Raw genomic sequence first — 1,744 nt, 5'->3', positions numbered from 1 at the left:
CCCGGCTACCTCGTACCCTCCGCGCTCCTCGCCCTTCCCTCGATGCCGCTGAACCAGAACGGCAAGGTGGACCGAAAGGCGTTGCCCGCACCCGAACGTGCCGGAGGAACCCACGTGGCTCCCCGTACCGACACCGAACGCGTGATCGCGGACGAGTTCGCCTCGGTGTTGGGCGTGGAGCGTGTGGGTGTGCACGACGACTTCTTCGCGCTGGGCGGGGACTCCATCCTGGCGGCCCGTCTCCTGTGGCGACTCGACGGTCTGTTAGGGACGGACTTCGGCCAACGCGCCCTGTTCCGGTACCGCACCCCGGAGGCCCTGGCGGCGGCGGGCCACGACGGCGGTACGCAGGACTCCCTCCCCAGGGTCGACCGAGGGGGCCCGCTGCCCCTCTCCGCCGCGCAACGCCGTCTGTGGTTCCTGCACCAGATCGGGGGCGACAGCGCCGAGTACTACACCGGCGCGGGATTCCGTATCCGTGGTCGGCTCTCCCCGGAAGCCCTACGCGTGTCCCTCACCCGGCTTCAGCGGAAAAACGAGGCGCTTCGGACCACCTACGACATGGTCGACGGTGAACCCGTGCAGTTGGTGCGCGACCCCTGGGACGCGGACGACCTGCTGTCCGTGGCGGACCTGACCGAACTCTCCGAGAGCGAGCGCGACTCCGCCTTGGACGCATGCCTGCTGGACGAGGTGAACGCCCCCTTCGACCTGGTACACGGCCCCGTGAACCGGGCGCTGCTCGTCGCCCTCACGGAGGACGAACACATCCTCGTGCTGAGTACACACCACATCGCCTGCGATGGCTGGTCCGTGGACGTCATGGCTCGCGACCTGGCGATCTTCTATCGGGAGTCGCTTGAGGGGAACGAACCCGGGGCCTGGGAACGGACCCCCGACTACGCCGACTTCGCGGTCTGGGAACAGACCCGCTGGTCGGAGCCGGACGTGCGGGAACGCCTCGCGTACTGGGCGCGTGAACTGGAGGAGGTGCCACCTCTGGCCGTGCCCACCGACCGGCCCCGTCCGAGCAGGCGCACGAGCGCCGGTGCGGTTCACCGCTTCACCCTTTCGCGAGAGCAGACCCGTGGCCTGCACGAACTGGGACGGGAACAAGGCGCGACCCTGTTCATGTCCCTCACCGCGATGACCCAGTTGCTGCTCGCCGGTTCCTCCGGGAGCGGGGACGTCGCTCTGGGCATCGCCTCCTCGGGACGTGACCACCGAGAGGTGGGAGAGATGGTGGGGTTCTTCGTGAACCCCCTGGTGATCCGTTCCCGACCCGAACCCGACGCGACCGTGGCGGGGTTTCTCGGTGACGTTCGAGACCGGGTCGAAGCGGCCTTCGAACACGAACTGCCCTTCGACCGGGTGGTGGACGAGGTCGTGACCGAAAGGGATCCCGGCCGCGGCCCGCTCTTCCAAGCGCTGATGGTTCTCCAGAACGCGCACACCGGCGCCCTGGACCTGCCCGGACTGGACGTGCGACCGATCGACCTGCCCAGGACGTCGGCCCTGTCCGACCTGGTCTTCGAGTACACGGAGCAGGACGGCGGTATCCGCGTCGTCATCGAGTACAACACCGACCTCTTCGACCGGCGACGGATTCTGGGACTGGCCGGCGCTCTGTCCCACATGGTCTCGCTGGCCGTGGCGGAACCGGAACGCACACTGGCGACGGTGGACCTCCGTTCGGAGGAGGACCGTGCGGCCCTGGCCGACTGGAGCCGGAACGAGGTCGATT

General features: G+C 68.5%; 1 protein-coding gene. It reads left to right on the top strand.

Annotated features, from left to right (window positions below; genetic code table 11):
• Positions 1–42: 42 nt before the first annotated feature.
• On the top strand, positions 43–1,744 hold a 1,702-nt coding region (locus NLI01S_RS24750), incomplete at its 3' end, for a condensation domain-containing protein (RefSeq protein ID WP_223809379.1).

It is taken from the genome of Nocardiopsis listeri NBRC 13360 (assembly GCF_001570765.1).
Taxonomy (GTDB): domain Bacteria; phylum Actinomycetota; class Actinomycetes; order Streptosporangiales; family Streptosporangiaceae; genus Nocardiopsis; species Nocardiopsis listeri.
The sequence above is the reverse complement of the archived record's forward strand: the minus strand, read 5'-3'. Positions and strand labels throughout refer to the sequence as shown.